Raw genomic sequence first — 15,046 nt, 5'->3', positions numbered from 1 at the left:
GGCTCTCCTATCTTCGCAATATCCGTTGGAGGACAACGACGATGAGGAGGAACACGCCGCTGACCACTGACTGGTAGTTGCTGTCGAGCGTGCCGATCTGGTTGATGACGTTCTGGATGACCTTGATCAGGCCCACGCCGATCACGGTGCCGAGGACGGTTCCCATGCCACCGGTCAGCAGGGTGCCGCCGATGACGACGACCGCGATGGCGTCCAGTTCGAGGCCCACGCCGATGACCGTGACGCCCGACTGGAGATAAGCGGCGGTCAGGGCGCCGGCGAGACCCGCCAGCGTGCCGCTCATCGTGTAGACGAGCACCTTGGTCTTCGCCACGGGCACGCCCAGGAGGACCGCCGACTGCTCGGCGCCTCCGGTGGCGAACACGTTCTGGCCGAAGTTGGTGCGGTTGAGCAGCATCCCGCCCACGAGGGCGAGCGCGGCGGCGATGAAGATCGGGTAACCGAAGCCGAACACCGTGCCGCGGCCCAGTTCGACGAACGCGCTGTCCGACGCGATCTTGTAGGTGGTCGCGCCCTCGTCGGTGATCACCAGCAGCAGGCCGCGGGCGAACAGCAACGAGGCCAGCGTGACGATGAACGGCGCCATGTTCGTGCGGGCGATCAGCAGGCCGTTGATCAGCCCGATGAGCCCGCAGACCACGAGCGGCAGCAGCAACGCCACCAGGAACCCGTACTGCGCGCCCCAGGCCGCGAGCACGCCGCCCAGCGCGTAGACCGAACCGACGGACAGGTCGATGCCGCCCGTGATGATCACGAACGTCATGCCGATCGCGATCACCGCGAGGAACGATCCCTGCAACGCGAGGTCGCGCAGGTTGTCGAGGCTGCCGAAGCGCGGGAACACCAGCCACGACACCGCGACCACCAGCACGAGCGCGACGGCGGCTCCCTGGCGTTGCAGGACCTTCGTCCTCGCCGCCATGGTCGGTGTCGTCTTGGTCAGGGTGGCGGTCATCGGCGCTCCCGGGCCACGTACACGGCGGCGACGATGATCGCGGCCTGGATCATCTGCGCGATGGAGTCCGGCAGGTTGTGCTTGATCAGGGTGGCCCTGACGAGCTGCATCAGGATCACGCCGAACACCGTGCCGAGCACCCGCACCTTGCCGCCGGTCAACGGGGTCCCGCCGACGACCACCGCGGTGATCGCGGACAGCTCCATCAGCAGGCCCATGTCGGCGGGGTCGCTCGCGGCGAGCCGCGAGGTGGCGAGGACGCCGGCGATCGCGGCCAGCACACCGGTGATCGCGTAGACGCCGATCAGCACGCGGGTGACCGGAAGTCCCGCGAGCGTGGCCGCCTTGCGGTTGCCGCCGATCGCGACGAGCTGGCGGCCGAAGGTGGTGCGGTTCGTGACGGCGGCGATGACGAGTGCCAGCACCCCCGCGATCAGCACGCTGATCGGGATGCCGAACACGTCGTCGGTGCCGAGCGACAGGAACGTCGGGTCCCGCAGCTGGACGAGCTGGCCGTTCGCGATCACCAGGGCCAGGCCGCGCCCGCCCACCAGCAGGGCGAGGGTGGCGACGATCGGCTGGATGCCGACCTTGGCGACGAGGAACCCGTTGAACGCTCCCGCGAGCACCCCTACGACGAGCGCCATGGTGATCGCCATGAGCCACCCGGCGCCCAGGTAGAGCGGGATGATGGCGGCGGCCAGCGCCATCACCGCGCCGACGCTCAGGTCGACGCCCTCGGTACCGATCACCAGTGCCATGCCGAGCGCGACGATGAGCACCGGCGCGGCCTGCACGAGCTGGGTCGTGAAGTTGCCGACCGTCAGGAAGTTGGCGGTGAACACCGCGTTGAACAGCAGGAGCACGCCAACGGCGACGTAGACACCGTTGTCCTGCAACCACCGCGTCCGCGCGGCCGCGGCACTAACGGCTGTGCTGGGGGCTGCCTGCGTGGTCGCCTGAGTCATCCGTCACCTCCGCCGCGATCGCCTTGAGCACGTGCTCACGGGTGAGCTGGTCTCCTTCCAACTCGCCGGCGACCGAGCCGTCGCGCAGCACGACGAGACGGTCGGCGCCGTCGAGCAGTTCGTCCAGCTCGGAGCTGATCAGCAGCACCGCCAGGCCCTCCCGCGCGAGTTCGTCGATCAGCGCCTGCACCTCTGCCTTGGCGCCGACGTCGATGCCGCGCGTCGGTTCGTCGAGGAGCAGGATCTTCGGTTCGGTGCAGAGCCACCTGGCCAGCAACACCTTCTGCTGGTTGCCGCCGGAGAGCTCCGCGACCTTCTGTTCCGGGCTGGACACCTTGATGCGCAGCCGCTTGATGAACGCGTCCACGATCCGGTCCTGTTTGGACCGGCTGGTCACACCGAACCGGCTGAGCCTCGGCAGCGCGGCCAGCACGATGTTCTCGCGCACGGAGAGGTTCGGGATGATGCCCTCGGTCTTGCGGTCCTCGGCGAGCATGCTGATGCCGGCCCTGGTCGACGCCTTCACGGTGCGCGCCACCGGGTTTCCCGCGACGAGGACCGTGCCGCCGTCGACCGGGAGCGCGCCGATGATCGCTTTCGCGGTCTCCGTGCGACCCGACCCGAGCAGGCCGGCGAGGCCGACGACCTCGCCGGGCCGGATCGTGACGCTGACGCCGTCGATGCGCGGCCTGCTCGTGAGACCTGTCGCCTGGAGCACCGGTTCGGCGTCGGCGTGGTGGTCCTCGCCGAACGCCGTGGTGCCGTGGCTCTCGATCTCCTTGACGGACCTGCCGAGCATCAGCGAGACCAGCTCGATGCGCGGGAGTTCCTTCAGGGGGCCGCTGTGCACGTTCACCCCGTCCCGCAGCACCGTGACGGTGTCGCAGATCCGGTAGAGCTCGTCCATCCGGTGGCTGACGTAGATGATCGCGATCCCCTGCTCGTGCAGCTTCCGCACGACACCGAGCAGCGTCTCGACCTCGCGCGGCTCCAGCGACGACGTGGGCTCGTCCATGATCACGACGTCCGCGTTCGCGTCGACGGCCCGCGCGAGCGCGACCATCTGCTGCTCACCGACCGCGAGCGTCCCGAGTGGACTGCTCACGTCCGCCGTGATGCCGTAGCCGCGCAACAGCTCCGCGGCGTCGGCGTCCCGGCGGGCCCGGTCGATGAGGCCGAACCTGTTCCGCGGCTCGCGGCCGAGGAACATGTTCGCGGACACGCTCATCAGCGGGACGAGGTTCACCTCCTGGTAGATCGTGGAGATGTTCCCGTTGCGGGTGACCCGACCGGCATCCGTGGTGTGGATGCCGGTCAGCACCTTGATCAGCGTCGACTTGCCGGCGCCGTTCTCCCCCACCAGCGCGTGGATCTCCCCGCGCTGAAGGGTGAAGTCGACGTCGCTGAGGGCGCGGACACCGGCGAACGTCTTGGTGACGCCGGCGACCTCGATCACCGGAGTGGAAGGCATGTCAGTAGGCATTGGCGAGCTTCTGCGCGGCGTTCGTGGAGTCGTACTCGTCGTCGGAGATCACGATGGTGTTCGGGATCTCGTCGCCCTTGCCGAACTTCTCCAGCGTGTCGAACGCGAGCGGGCCGAAGCGCGGGTTGGACTCGACGACCGCGGTGTAGCTGCCGTCGGCGATGAGCTGCACGGCGTTGCGCGTGCCGTCGACGGACACGATCTTGACGTCCTTGCCGGGCTGCTTGCCCGCGGCCTTGAGCGCGGTGACGGCGCCGACGCCCATCTCGTCGTTCTCGGCGTAGACGGCGGTGATGTCCGGGTTGCTCTGGATGAGCTGCTCCATCACGGCCTGGCCCTTGGACCTGTCGAACTCACCGGTCTGCTCCGCGACGACGGTGAGGCCCGGCGTGCCGGCGATGCCGTCCTTGAAGCCCTTGGTGCGGTCGACGGTGACGTTGTTGCCCGACGCCCCGAGCAGGATAGCGACCTTGCCGTTGCCACCGGTCGCTTTGATCATCTGCTGGGCGGCCCGCTTGCCCTGCTCGACGAAGTCGGAGCCGATGAACGTCAGGTAGTCCGTGCACGGCTGCGACGACACCTTGCGGTCGATCGTCACGACCGGCACCTGCTTGGCCTTGGCCGCGTCGAACGCCGGCTGCAGGCCGTCCGAGTTGAGCGGCGCCACGATCAGCAGCTTCGCCCCGCGGTCGATCAGCGACTTGATGTCGCTGATCTGCTTGTTCAGGTCGCTCTGCGCGTTCGTGTACAGCAGTTCGGCACCGCGCTTCGCGGCCTCGTCCCTGATCGACTGGGTCTCCGCGGTGCGGAACGGGTTGGCCTCCTTCTCCGACTGGGAGAAGCCGACCACAGCACCCTTGAGGTCGATCTGGGGGTACCCGGTCTTGCTCCGAGCACAGCCGGGACCAGCACTTTGGTTCTGCGCGGCGGACGCGGCAGGACCTTCGCTGGACGCGGTGGTCGGGGTTTCTCGGCTGGTGCATCCCGTCACGAGCAAGGCTGCGACGGCGATGAACAGGATGCGAGACATCGTTGGCTCCTACACACGGGGCTGTACGTGGACGCGCTGTGTGGCGTTAGATTTGCATCGTTGTTCCAACGATGTAAAGACCCGAGTCCGTCCCGGTATTTTTCCCGGTACTTTTTGTGGAGGCTCTGTTGGCCACGCTCAAGGACGTCGCCCGGCTCGCGGGCGTGTCGGTCAAGACCGTGTCGAACGTGGTCAACGGCTACTCGTTCGTGAAGCCGGACAACCGCCGGCGCGTCGAGGAGGCCCTCGAGGCGACCGGCTACCGGCCGAACCTCGGGGCCCGCAACCTGCGCCGCGGCCGCACCGGCTTCATCGCTCTGGTCCTGCCCGAGCTCTCGATCCCCTACTTCGCGGAGCTGGCGAGCCTCGTCATCGCCGCTGCCCAGGAGCACGAGTGGAACGTGCTGATCGAGCAGACGTTCGGCACCCTGGCAGGCGAGCGCGCGGCGCTGACGTCGCTCGGCCCGCACCTGGTCGACGCCGCGATCCTCAGCCCCGAGGCGCTGCAGGTGGACGACTTCCAGCTGTCCGTGCCCGCCGTCCTGCTCGGTGAGCACGCCGTCGACGTCCCGATCTCCCGCGTCGGCATCGACAACGTGGCAGCCGCCCAGGCCGCCGTCCGCCACCTCATCTCGTTGGGCCACGAACGGATAGCCGCGATCGGCGCCCACCCCCACCGAGGCACGGCCGCCCTCCGCCTCGAGGGCTACCGGCGGGCCCTGGCCGAGGCCTCACTGCCGTTCGACGACGACCTCGTCGTGCCGGCCCTGAACTACCACCGCGCGGACGGCGCCGCCGCGATGAGGTCGTTGCTCGACCTGCCCACCCGGCCGGACGCGGTGTTCTGCTTCAACGACCTCCTGGCCATCGGCGCCATGCGGGCCGCGGCCGAACGCCTCGTGCGCGTGCCGGCCGACCTCGCCGTCGTTGGCTTCGACAACAACGAGGAAAGCGTTTACAGCTCCCCGTCCCTGACCTCGATCGCGCCGGACAAGTCCGCCATCGCCCATGCCGCGGTGGACCTGCTGCACCGGCGGGTCGAGTCCGGGGAACTCCTCGACGACGTGGAGACGCCGTTCTCCCTCCAGGTCAGGGAAAGCACCGTGGCGCGGTGACGGTGACGTTCGGCCCGGACCACATCGTGTTCGCGGCCTACGAGTTCCCTTGGGCCAGCGTGCACCCGCACGGCATCCTGCCCGCGTCCGCTGTCCGCGATGTTTCGGTCTCGGGCCGGCCCGAGATCCGGACCGTGGTGGGCGAGACGTTGTTCCTGTCGCACGGCGACTCCTCCGGACTCGCCGAGTTCTGCCTGCGCCACGGGATCCCGGACGTCGTGCGCTTCGACGTGTGGGGCAACCTGCTGGAGCCGTTCCTGGACACGGCCTTCAGCGCGGAGGCCTCGGCTGCGACCTGTGCGCGGCTGCACTCCGCCGGCCTGTCCCAGGACCTGATCGACTCGATCCGGGAGCGGATCGCGTCGCTGATGCGCGCGTACAACTTCGACAGCATGTTGTGGGAGTGGGCCGATCTCGGGTTGTACGACCTGTTGAGCGCTGTGAACAGCAGGCTGGTGCCAGCTTCGTTGCCCGCTGAGCTCGGGGATACCGCCGAGGTATACCGGTGGGCGATGGAGATCGCGGACTACGGGCGGGCGAAGGCGTCGTAGGTCCGCTGGTCGAACAGGACGAACCTGATCAGGTCCAGCTCGGTGTCCTGGACGGCCTCGTGGGCGATCCGGGCGGCGTCCTCGACCGGCCAGCGGTAGATGCCGGTGGAGATCGCGGGGAACGCGATGGTGCGGGCGCCCAGTTCCGCCGCGAGGTCCAGCGAGTTGCGGTGGCAGTCGGCGAGGAGCGCGGAGCGGTCCTCGGTGGCCGACCAGACGGGGCCGACGGTGTGGACGACGTGGCGGGCGCGGAGCCGGCCTGCCGTCGTGGCGACGGCCTGGCCGGTCTTGAGGCCACCGCCGTAGTGGCCCGCCCGCAGCTTGCGGCATTCCGCCAGGATCTCCGGGCCGCCCTTGCGGTGGATGGCGCCGTCCACCCCTCCCCCGCCCAGGAGGGAGGAGTTGGCGGCGTTCACGATGACGTCGACTTCCTGCTCGGTGATGTCGCCGAGGACGTACTCGATGGTGGCCACGTCCACGATTGGATCACGCGAGCGGGCACGTGCTCACATCGGCCGGCCGTGCCAGCGTCGCCGACCGCGGCCGGGGCGAGCGCGAGAGGTGGTGTGGCAGCGAGCCTTTCGGGGTGGGCGGAGCCCCCCTCGCCGCCCCACGAACGCTCACCCCAGCGGGCGCGAGACGTGGTGTGGCAGCAAGCCCTCCAAGGTGGGTGCAAGCCTCTCGCCACCCACGCACGCTCACCCAGCGGGCACCTGCCCAGCTCGCCCGGCCGCGCCAACGTCGCCGACCGCGGCCGGGGCGAGCGCGAGAGGTGGTGTGACAGCGAGCCTTCCAGAGTGGGCGGAGCCCCCCTCGCCGCCCGACGAACGCTCACCCCAGCGGGCACGTGCTCACGTCGGCCGGCCGCGCCAGCGTCGCCGACCGAGGCGGCTCCACCCCGTCCAACCACCGCTCCAGAGCCAGGAACGCCTCCCGATGACAGGGCGCAAGGGGCCGCAACCGATCCGGGTAGGCGTCCACCAGCCCGTCGACGTGCGTCCCCTGCTCCACCCGGTAGTACCGGTGCAGCCGATCGGGCGTCATCCCCGCGTACACATCAGAATCCTGGCTGATGGGCAGCAACACGTCGTACGTCCCGTGCACCGTCAGCAAAGGCCGCTTCACCTTGCCCGTCAACGCAACCCGAGAAACAGCAGGCCCGGCAACACGACGCCGCGAGGCGTACGAGTAGTCCGCGTCGCACGCGACCGAACCCGACACGCAGAACGGCACGCCCGCCTCCAGGGCGCCGTCGAAGGAAGGGTCGAACTCCTCGCGGTAGATGCGTTGCGTGAGGTCCCAGTAGTAGCGGTAGTGGTAGTCCCACAAGAACTCCGTGCCTGCGGGGAAGCCCGCCGCCACCATTTCCTCGTGCGCGCCCGGCTCCCCGGCCAGGTACCTCGGGTAAGCACGCAGGACCGGCGGCAGGAAGGTCAGGGGATTCGGGCCCGCCGAGGTCCAGAGCGTGCCCTCCCAGTCGACGCCGCCGTCGTAGAGGTGCGCGCGGTTCTCCAGTTGCCAGCGGACGAGGTAGCCGCCGTTGGAGATGCCGGTGGCGATGGTGCGTTCGGGGGCGCGGCCGTAGCGTTGGGCGACAACGGACTTGGCCGCGATCGTCAGTTGGGTGAAGCGGTGGTTCCACTCCTCCATCGCGCGGCCGTCGCGGTAGAACTGCGCGCCGGTGTTGCCCTTGTCGGTGGCGGCGAAGGCGTAGCCGCGGGAGAGGACCCAGTCGGAGATGGCCCTGTCGTTGGCGTACTGCTCGCGCACGCCCGGTGAGCCCGTCACGACGAGGCCGCCGTTCCAGCGCTCGGGCAGCCTGATCACGAACTGGGAGTCGTGCCAGCCGTGGTTCGTGTTGGTGCGCGAGGTGTCCGGGAAGTAGCCGTCGATCTGGGTTCCCGGCACGGCGGCGGGGACGGGCAGCGCGGTGCTCGTGAGGCCCGCCCAGTCCGCCGGGTCGGTGTGGCCGGTCGCCACGAGACCCGTCGTGGTCAGGTCGGCGAGCCTCACCGACTCCTGGTGTTCGGCGCCGGGGACCGCCATCGCGGACGTCGGCGGGGTCAGCGCGAGTACCAGCACCAGCGGAAGCAACATAGCTGGTCAAGCTAGTTGTGGTGGCCCTTCGGCGACATGGTTGCCTCCCACACAAGGCTCGCTTTGAACGTGGTGAAGCCGAACAGGTCGAGCACTCGGCGGACCTGCGGCTGGGTGTCGTGCACGGAGAACGACTTGCCGTTGTGGTGGGCGGCGCAGAGCAGGACGAGCAGCGTGCGCAGGCCTCCCGCCGACAGGAACGTCACCTCGGCCATGTCGATCGAGACGCGGTCGGTGGTGGTGTCGGTGATGCCGGGCAGCACGGCCGCGAAGAACAGGTCGCAGGTCGTCATGTCCATCTCACCGCGGCAGGTGGCGACGAAGCGGGTGCCGGAGCGTTGCGTCCGCACCGCGAACGGGCTGGTCTCACAGGCGGTCATGAACCACCTCACCGCACCCTCGGGCGTCACCGATAGCAGCGGAAGCGAAGGCGCTACCGGGAAAACGAAGTCAGCACGACCGCAGGGTCCGCGACGGCGACACGCCGTAGGTGGCCCGGTACTGGGCGGCGAACACACTCGGGCGGGCATAACCCCATCTAGCCGCTATCGAAGTAACGGAACCCTTGCCCGCCTTCAGGTCCGCGTGGGCGCAGGACAGCCGCACGGCACGCAGGTAGGCCATGGGTGTCGTGCCGAGATGGCGGCGGAACGCCAGTTGTGACGCGCGGATGGACACGCGGGCGGCACGGGCTATGTCGGCGGCGGAGATGTCCGTCGCGGCGTTGTCCTCGATGAACGCGATGGCACGACGCAGGCTCGCCGGGTGCGCGTCACGCCGGTCGGCGGACGTCGGCGGGGTGAGGGTGGTGTTGGGGAAGGCGGCGAGCGTGGCGGACACCAGCAGGTGGTTGGCGTTCGCGCGCACCAGCGGGTTGTCACCGAACAGGGGCAGCACCTCGTCGCGCAGGTGCACGCACGTGGACCACCAGACCGCCCCTGCTTCGGGTGACACAGGCCGGAAACCGGAGAAGCTCACGTCGTCGGCCACCTCGTCGACCACCGACTGGGTCAGCGTGACGGTCGACAGACCCGGGTCGCGGATCGCGCCGACGAACGGGCTGTCGGGCGGGGCGCACAGGAAGGCGTCGCCGGGCAACCAGAAGCGGTCCTCCCCGCCGGAGCCGTAGTAGACCATCCCGGAGTCCGTGTGCCCGAACACGTAGCTGCGCATGGGATCGACGGCGACCTCGAGGCCGATGTGCCCGCGCACCTCGTCGAACCGGACCTGGTCGTGCACCTGCGACGACATCCGCATGCGCGGGTGCTCGATGCCCCCGTTGAGGCGCATCGGTCCGTATGCAGCGCTTAACAACTCGTTGGCCGCGTCCAAGTCCGTGACCTCGACGACCTGCTCCACAGGCTGCACGATCCCCGCCCCACCGGCCGGTGTCCACCACCCAAACGACTGGTTCCGCCGGTCAGACCAGTCGCTGGATCTCCTCCCGCAGCGAGGTTTTGCGGCTGTCCGGGAGGAACGACGCCAGCACGGCGTTCTCGGCCAGCCTCGCGACCTCCGCGGGCCCGAGGTCCAGCGCCGTCGCCACCGCCAGGTACTCGCCTTCCAGCGTGGCGCCGAAGAACGGAGGGTCGTCGGTGTTCAGGGTGACCACGACGCCGGCGTCGAGCATCTGCCGCACCGGATGCACCTCGACGGACGCCACCTGACGGGTGCGGACGTTGGACGTGGGACAAACCTCCAGGGGAATCCCTTTGAGCGCCAGATGTTCCACCAGCGCGGGATCCCGCACGCAGCTCGTGCCGTGGCCGATCCGCTCGGCGCCCAGGTCGAGCAACGCCGACCAGACGGTCTCCGGGCCGGTGGTCTCCCCCGCGTGGGGGACGCTGTGCAGGCCCGCTTCCCTTGCGGCGTCGAAGAAAGGGGCGAACTGGGCACGGCCGACGCCTTCCTCGGGGCCGCCCAGGCCGAACGAGACGAGGCCGCCGGGGCGTTCGGACAGCGCGAACGCCAGCGTCTCCCGGCCGGCCACGAGACCCTTCTCGCCCGGGATGTCGAAGCACCAGGCCAGTTCGACGCCCAGCGCCGCGGCGGCGGCACGTCCTGACTCGAGGCCTGCCAGGAGGTCGTCACCGGACATGCCGTCCGTCAGGTGGTTGTGCGGTGTCACGGTGACCTCGGCGTACCGGACGTTCTGGCGTGCCAGTTCGCGGGCCAGGCCGACGACGAGGGCGTGGATGTCCTCACGGTCCTTCAGCATCGACTGGACCGCCCAGTACACCTTGAGGAAGTGGTCGAAGTCGCGGAACGCGTAGAACCGCTCCAGTTCGGCGCGCTCGGCGGGCACACCGGCCTCCGGGTGGCGGCGGGCGAGTTCCAGCACGGTGTCGAGGCCGGCCGAGCCCACGAGGTGGACGTGCAACTCGACCTTGGGCAGGGCGTGGACGAACGAACGCATGGCGAAGCTCCCTGTGGGCTGCGACGGTGATGAGGTGCGGCGGAGGAGCGGGACGACTCAGGGAGCGAGGTCGCCGCGTTCGGTGTCAGCGCCGTAGAGCGGCAGCTTGAAGTCCGGCACGACCCCAAGCTAGCAGCGGCGCGAGAAACGCGGTGGCGGCTTTTCCCCTTCCCCTGCACGCTGTGCGGCGTGACCGGTGAGGACGTGCTGGAGATCTTGGCTGCACTTGAACGCTTCGACGTCTGCATCGGCGGCGGTTGGGGCGTCGACGCCCTGGTGGGCGAGCAGACCCGCCCGCACGGCGACCTCGACCTCATGCACCGCGAGGAGCAGGAACCGCGGGTGCTCGCGGCGCTGGCCGCGCTCGGATTCGCCGAGACCCTCTCGTGGCGCCCGGTCCGGTTCGTGGTCACCGATCCCCGCGGACGCGAGATCGACCTGCACCCGTTGCGTTACGCCGAGGACGGCAGCGCCGAGCAGTCCTCACTGACGCCCGGCGAGCCGTTCCACTACCCCGCCTCGTGCTTCGTCACCGGCACCGTTCTGGGCACGAGGGTGCGGTGCCTGTCGGTCGAGCAGCAGCTGCACTTCCACCAGGGCTACGAGCCGCGTGAGCGGGACCTGCACGACCTGGCGCTGTTGCGCCGGAAATTCACTGGCCACGAGGTCTAGCGTCGGGGTCGTGAAGGGATTCAACCCGAGTTTCAGTCCCGAAACGGCGAAGACCTACGACGACCACCCCCGCGGCGACGAGGACGAGACCGTCCGCTTCCTCGCGTCGTTCGGCGACAGAGCGCTCGAGTTCGCGATCGGCACCGGCCGGATCGCGTTGCCACTGCGGGAATGCGGCGTCGCGGTCGACGGCGTCGAGCTGTCCCCGCACATGGTGGCGCGCCTGCGCGAGAAACCCGGTGGCACGGACGTCGACGTGACCATGGGCGACATGTCCGTGGCCGGCACGGGCCGCACGTATCCGCTGGTGTACCTGGTCTACAACACGATCTCGAACCTGCTCACCCAGGACGACCAGGTCCGCTGCTTCGAGAACGCGGCACGCCACCTCACCCCGGACGGCGTGTTCGTCGTGGAGTGCGGCCTGCCGAGCTGGGCGGCGCGGCAGCGGCACGACTTCGTCGACGTGGAGGCCGTCGAGGTCGACCACGTCCGGCTCGACGTCAACCGCTACGACCCGGTGACGCAGATGCTCGACGAGAACCACGTGCACATCGGCGCCGACGGCATCCGGTTCGGCCCGATCCGGCAGCGGCTGAGCTACCCGTCCGAGTTCGACCTGATGGCACGGATCGCGGGACTGCGGTTGCGCGCGAGGTACGGCGGGTGGGAGGGCGAGCCGTTCACCGCGGACAGCAAGCGGCACGTGAGCGTGTACGAGATCAGGAGCTGAGCTCCTCCAGGGCCTCGGCCTGGATCTGCTCGAACTGGGCGGCCATCGCCTCGGACAGGGCCTGGGCGCCGGACAGCGGGCGCACCATGACGGTGAACTCGTCGATCAGCCCGTTCTCGTCGAGGTGCAGGAAGTCGCAGCCCTGGACCTCCTTGCCGTTGACCTCGGTGCGGAACACCAGTGCGTGGTCGGGGCCGTCGATGATCTCGCGCTCGTAGCGGAAGTTCTCGAACACCCGCATGACGCCGCGCAGGATCGCCGCGGTGAGCGGCTTGCCGGGGTACGGGGCGAAGGCGACGGGGCTGGTGAACACCACGTCGTCGGCCAGGCACGCCGCCATCGCCTCGGTGTCCCGCGCCTCGACTGCCTTGCGGAATGCGTTCACGGCACACCCTCACATACTCAACTTGTTGACTAGGTGATGGCACCGTAACCTGCTGCTATGTCGCTGCGCAACGCCGTGATGGCCGCCCTGCTCGACGGTGAGTCGTCCGGCTACGACCTGGCCAAGGTGTTCGACGCGTCCGTGGCGAACTTCTGGATCTGCACGCCGCAGCAGCTCTACCGCGAGCTCGACCGGATGGAGGCGGACGGGCTGATCACCGCGCGGACGGTCGAGCAGGAGCGCCGGCCGACCAAGCGGCTGTTCTCCCTGACCACCGCCGGGCTCGAGGAGCTGACGGCGTTCACTGCCGCGCGGCACAAGCCGACGGCGATCCGGGACGAACTGCTGGTGGCCGTGCTGGCGGTGGACTCCGGCGACGCCGAGGCGGTGAAGGCCTCGATCCGGGAGCGCAAGCAGTGGGCCGAGGCGAAGGTCGAGCGCTACGAACGCTTGCGTGCCAGGCTCCTCGACGGGCGGTCGGAAGAGGAGTTCCTCGCCACCGCCGAACGGGTCGGGCCGTACCTGACGTTGTTGCGCGGCCTGTCGTTCGAGCGGGACAACGTCCGGTGGTGTGCGCGGAGCCTCACCGCGCTGGAGCGGCGTGGTGCGCGACTCGACGCGGCCGGGTGAGGTTGAATCGGGTCCATGAACGGCATCTCGGTCTTGCAGGAGGCACTGAGCGCGCCCGCGGCGGAAGCGCGCAACCGGTTCGCCGGGCGGCTCAACGGGTACCTCGACGGGTCCGACGTCGTGCACGCCGTGCGGTTGCAGGGCTGGCTCGGGCTGGAGGTGCCCGGACCGGGCTGCCACGTCGGCACGGGCAGCTGGGACTTCACCCGGTTCAAGGCGACGACCTCCCCGGTGACGTGCGGGCGGTGCCGTTCCGCCGGTCTGCTCACGAGCTCGTTCACCGGCGGCCCGCACCAGCAGACCCTGGACCTCGAAGGCATCTAGACCGCGTCTGGATCGCGTCGCGGTTGCGCAGCCCCATCCCCGTGAACGCGATCATGCCGAGGCGTTCGTAGAACGGCCGCAGCTCGTCGTCGCACGCGAGGTCGATCGAGTACATGTGCCCGGCCTCGGCCACGATCCGGCGCATCAGCTCGGTGCCGACGCCCTGTCCCTGGAACGACGGCCGCACCTCCAGCCACGGGATGAACGCGGTCAGCACGCCGTCGCTGATCATGTTCACGAAGCCGGCGACCTCGCCGTCCGAGCGGGCGATCACCACGCGGTAGCTCCCGCGCAGCACGGCGAGGTGCTGTGCGGGTGTCGGAGGCTTGGGCCAGCCGACGAAGAACCCGGCCAGGTCGGCCTCGGTCAGGTCGCTGAGATCGGTGCTGTACGAGATCACCGCCGCATTGAACCAAGTTCGTTCGATTCGCGCGAAAGCATTTCGCCACAACGGATCGGCGGTCGTCCACGGCCCGCGCTCGTGCCGTCCACAGTGGACAAGGCTTGCCTGATCTGGACATTTACGGCATATTTACGGGCAGGTGAGCCGGGAAGTCTGGTCGGCCCGCACGTCACAACCACGTGATGAGCGGAGAGCTGACGAGGGGCGCCCGAAATGACTCTCATCCCCCACGCCATCCCTCTGATCAACGATCCGCAGGTCGTGCACGCGCTGGCCTCGCGCTGGCGCCGCACCAGGACGTTGCTGCTCCTCTCCGCCGGTGTGCTGCCCGTCGCGATCGGGATCGTCTGCGTCGTGCTCGCCGGGATGACCTCCGCCGGGCAGCAGGTCATGCCGTGGTGGTCGGCGATCCCGGCCGTGGCCGCGGCGGCGTGCGCGTGGGCTCTGCTGACGTGGTTGCGCCGCAACGGGTTGAGCGACCCGCACTCCTGGCTGCCCGCGACGACGTTGATGACGGGCGCGCAGCTCGTGCTCGGTGTGCTGCCGGGATCGGGCATCGCGCTGCGGCTCAGTCCGGGCGCGGCGATCGCGGTGAAGGCGTTGTGCGCGGCCGGGGTGCTCGGCGCGGGGTCGGCGAGCGCACTCGCCCGGCTGGCCCACCGCTCGCTGCTCTCCTCGCCCGTCCTGGAACTCGGCTCGACGGCGTTCCCCCTGGTGCTGGCGGACGGCGGCACGCGTCTGGTGATCGGCACCGACCGCGTCGACTGGACCACGCGGCACAGGTCCCGGGTCGACGCCGGGGTCTCGTTCGCGCGAATCCTCCGCGTCACGGCCCACGCGCAAGCGATCGCACTGCACACGGCGTCCGGTTCGTGGACGGTCCCGGTGTCCGACCCGGCGGCCACGCAGGCCTTGCTGCGCCGCCGGATCGCGTGGTGGGAGGAGCGCAGGGACGCGGCCGCCGAACGCGAGCAGCGCCGCTACCTCGACCTCGTCACGCTGCTCGCGGCGGTCACCGGCGAGGCCACCCGCGGCGGCGTCAGCGTCACGGTGGACTCGAACGGCCTCACGACCGGCATCGCGCTGAGCCCGGAGGTCCGCGAGCTCGCCCCCGAAGTGCTCGCGGCACAACTGATGGCCTGTGTGCAGAAAGCGCGGGCACACGCGCGCAGGCAGGTGCAGGACCTCGTCCTCGAACACTCCGACGACCACAGGGTGAAAGCCAGCCACTAGTCGGTTGTCGCGCGCCCGCCGCCCTGCCTA

Annotated in this window: 18 protein-coding genes; 7 read left to right on the top strand and 11 right to left on the bottom strand. The window is 69.4% G+C overall.

Translation table 11 applies throughout. The annotated features are described in order from the left end of the window. Positions 1-7 precede the first annotated feature (7 nt). From BMY74_RS24115 to BMY74_RS24100, 4 genes are read right to left on the bottom strand one after another with little or no spacing between them, the layout of a single operon-like run. On the bottom strand, positions 8-976 hold the full coding sequence (locus BMY74_RS24115) for an ABC transporter permease (RefSeq protein WP_089919792.1): 969 nt from the start codon (positions 974-976) through the stop codon (positions 8-10). After that, positions 973-1,944, bottom strand: coding sequence for an ABC transporter permease (locus BMY74_RS24110; protein WP_089919789.1), 972 nt, complete (start codon positions 1,942-1,944; stop codon positions 973-975). Before BMY74_RS24110 ends, BMY74_RS24115 begins: the two co-directional genes overlap by 4 nt. Continuing rightward, positions 1,901-3,427 (bottom strand): sugar ABC transporter ATP-binding protein, encoded by a 1,527-nt coding sequence (locus BMY74_RS24105; protein WP_089919787.1) that lies wholly within the window; start codon positions 3,425-3,427, stop codon positions 1,901-1,903. The genes BMY74_RS24110 and BMY74_RS24105 overlap by 44 nt, the downstream gene beginning before the upstream one ends. Continuing rightward, the gene (locus BMY74_RS24100; RefSeq protein ID WP_089919785.1) at positions 3,417-4,457 is read right to left on the bottom strand and encodes an ABC transporter substrate-binding protein; all 1,041 of its coding nucleotides are present in this window, start codon (positions 4,455-4,457) and stop codon (positions 3,417-3,419) included. The genes BMY74_RS24105 and BMY74_RS24100 overlap by 11 nt, the downstream gene beginning before the upstream one ends. A gap of 125 nt (positions 4,458-4,582) precedes the next feature. On the opposite strand from BMY74_RS24100, the gene BMY74_RS24095 reads away from it, so the two are divergent. Both BMY74_RS24095 and BMY74_RS24090 read left to right on the top strand, forming a co-directional pair. Next, on the top strand, positions 4,583-5,572 hold the full coding sequence (locus tag BMY74_RS24095; RefSeq protein ID WP_089920249.1) for a LacI family DNA-binding transcriptional regulator: 990 nt from the start codon (positions 4,583-4,585) through the stop codon (positions 5,570-5,572). After that, positions 5,569-6,123, top strand: coding sequence for a hypothetical protein (locus BMY74_RS24090; protein ID WP_089919783.1), 555 nt, complete (start codon positions 5,569-5,571; stop codon positions 6,121-6,123). Before BMY74_RS24095 ends, BMY74_RS24090 begins: the two co-directional genes overlap by 4 nt. Here BMY74_RS24090 and BMY74_RS24085 read toward each other — a convergent pair. From BMY74_RS24085 to add, 5 genes are all read right to left on the bottom strand, one after another. Then, positions 6,099-6,605 carry an O-acetyl-ADP-ribose deacetylase gene (locus BMY74_RS24085; RefSeq protein ID WP_218159734.1) on the bottom strand — a complete coding sequence of 169 codons (507 nt, stop codon included), beginning with the start codon at positions 6,603-6,605 and terminating at the stop codon, positions 6,099-6,101. The genes BMY74_RS24090 and BMY74_RS24085 overlap by 25 nt on opposite strands. Positions 6,606-6,954: 349 nt before the next feature. Next, positions 6,955-8,220: a tannase/feruloyl esterase family alpha/beta hydrolase gene (locus BMY74_RS24080; protein ID WP_089919781.1), complete on the bottom strand. Its 1,266-nt coding sequence runs from the start codon at positions 8,218-8,220 to the stop codon at positions 6,955-6,957. Positions 8,221-8,231: 11 nt separating this feature from the next. Next, positions 8,232-8,600, bottom strand: a complete 369-nt coding sequence (locus BMY74_RS24075) for an STAS domain-containing protein (protein WP_177229894.1) — start codon at positions 8,598-8,600, stop codon at positions 8,232-8,234. A 70-nt stretch (positions 8,601-8,670) separates the two neighbouring features. Then, positions 8,671-9,579, bottom strand: a complete 909-nt coding sequence (locus BMY74_RS24070; protein ID WP_089919777.1) for a helix-turn-helix transcriptional regulator — start codon at positions 9,577-9,579, stop codon at positions 8,671-8,673. Between the two features lie 61 nt (positions 9,580-9,640). Next, positions 9,641-10,636, bottom strand: coding sequence for an adenosine deaminase (gene add, locus BMY74_RS24065; protein WP_089919775.1), 996 nt, complete (start codon positions 10,634-10,636; stop codon positions 9,641-9,643). Between the two features lie 189 nt (positions 10,637-10,825). Here add and BMY74_RS24060 point away from each other — a divergent pair, with 189 nt between their 5' ends. Then, positions 10,826-11,308 carry a nucleotidyltransferase domain-containing protein gene (locus BMY74_RS24060; protein ID WP_089919772.1) on the top strand — a complete coding sequence of 161 codons (483 nt, stop codon included), beginning with the start codon at positions 10,826-10,828 and terminating at the stop codon, positions 11,306-11,308. A 10-nt stretch (positions 11,309-11,318) separates the two neighbouring features. Further along, positions 11,319-12,041, top strand: coding sequence for a class I SAM-dependent DNA methyltransferase (locus tag BMY74_RS24055; protein ID WP_089919770.1), 723 nt, complete (start codon positions 11,319-11,321; stop codon positions 12,039-12,041). On the opposite strand, the gene BMY74_RS24050 is transcribed toward BMY74_RS24055, so the two are convergent. Continuing rightward, entirely contained in the window at positions 12,031-12,426 is a 396-nt protein-coding gene (locus BMY74_RS24050) for a nuclear transport factor 2 family protein (protein ID WP_089919769.1), read from the bottom strand. The two genes, BMY74_RS24055 and BMY74_RS24050, sit on opposite strands and share 11 nt — an antisense overlap. A gap of 57 nt (positions 12,427-12,483) precedes the next feature. Here BMY74_RS24050 and BMY74_RS24045 point away from each other — a divergent pair, with 57 nt between their 5' ends. Together BMY74_RS24045 and BMY74_RS24040 are read left to right on the top strand one after the other, a co-directional pair. After that, positions 12,484-13,056: a PadR family transcriptional regulator gene (locus BMY74_RS24045; protein ID WP_089919767.1), complete on the top strand. Its 573-nt coding sequence runs from the start codon at positions 12,484-12,486 to the stop codon at positions 13,054-13,056. 15 nt (positions 13,057-13,071) lie between these two features. Next, positions 13,072-13,380: a hypothetical protein gene (locus BMY74_RS24040; protein ID WP_089919765.1), complete on the top strand. Its 309-nt coding sequence runs from the start codon at positions 13,072-13,074 to the stop codon at positions 13,378-13,380. Here the strand turns inward: BMY74_RS24040 and BMY74_RS24035 are convergent. Beyond that, positions 13,334-13,780 (bottom strand): GNAT family N-acetyltransferase, encoded by a 447-nt coding sequence (locus tag BMY74_RS24035; RefSeq protein WP_089919762.1) that lies wholly within the window; start codon positions 13,778-13,780, stop codon positions 13,334-13,336. The genes BMY74_RS24040 and BMY74_RS24035 overlap by 47 nt on opposite strands. Positions 13,781-13,996: 216 nt before the next feature. Here BMY74_RS24035 and BMY74_RS24030 point away from each other — a divergent pair, with 216 nt between their 5' ends. Beyond that, positions 13,997-15,016 carry a YbaB/EbfC family nucleoid-associated protein gene (locus BMY74_RS24030; protein ID WP_089919760.1) on the top strand — a complete coding sequence of 340 codons (1,020 nt, stop codon included), beginning with the start codon at positions 13,997-13,999 and terminating at the stop codon, positions 15,014-15,016. Positions 15,017-15,046 lie beyond the last annotated feature (30 nt).

Source organism: Lentzea albida (assembly GCF_900111005.1).
Taxonomy (GTDB): Bacteria; Actinomycetota; Actinomycetes; order Mycobacteriales; family Pseudonocardiaceae; genus Lentzea; species Lentzea albida.
Note: the sequence above shows the minus strand (reverse complement) of the source record. Positions and strands in the feature narration are given on the sequence as shown.